Genomic DNA, 638 nt, shown 5'->3' with positions numbered 1-638 from the left:
CGGAGAATATTGAGGATTTTTCATTCTTTATGAGAGACCGCATGATGGCTGAACAATTTCAGTGGGTAGCTGACACCCTTTATCCGAAAAAGAAAATCATTGTCTGGGGCCACAATTACCATCTACGCAAACAGAATATGAAGATGATAAAGGACTGGGTACAGCTAAACGGCCCTAACATGGGTGATTATTTGCCGGAGCAGCTGAAAAAACAAACATATACGATTGGCATTTATGCTTACTCAGGTGCGAGTCTTGATAGCTCCGATAATAAGACTGTTAAGCCGGTTACAAGCCCGCCGCCGTCTGGGAGCCTTGAAGCTTTGCTGAAAGCGGCGGACCGACCGGCTGTTTTTGTTGATTTTCTCCATACAAAAAACAAGATAGGCACTTCGTGGATGTATACCCCGCGCACAGCACTCTATTGGGGATTCACAGAAGAGCAGATGATCCTGAAGGAACAATATGACGGTGTCATTTGGCTGGAGCATATCACACCATCTGTCATTATCAAGTGAGCGGTGTCTTCCTGTGCTATAACAGGCAGAGTTCACCTTTTGTTTGGTAGTTTTCAGATAACTATATTGATTAGTGAATGAATGGAAAATACTTGTTTACCATGAGAAACCCTTGTGCCG

Annotated in this window: 1 protein-coding gene; it reads left to right on the top strand. The window is 43.9% G+C overall.

All coding sequences use genetic code 11. The features are described 5' to 3' along the window. Positions 1-518: erythromycin esterase family protein (locus ACWHAR_RS28555; RefSeq protein WP_452088633.1), on the top strand; the 518-nt coding region annotated here is incomplete at its 5' end. Positions 519-638 lie beyond the last annotated feature (120 nt).

Source organism: Bacillus sp. LR--39, from assembly GCF_053613335.1.
The sequence above is the reverse complement of the archived record's forward strand: the minus strand, read 5'-3'. Positions and strand labels throughout refer to the sequence as shown.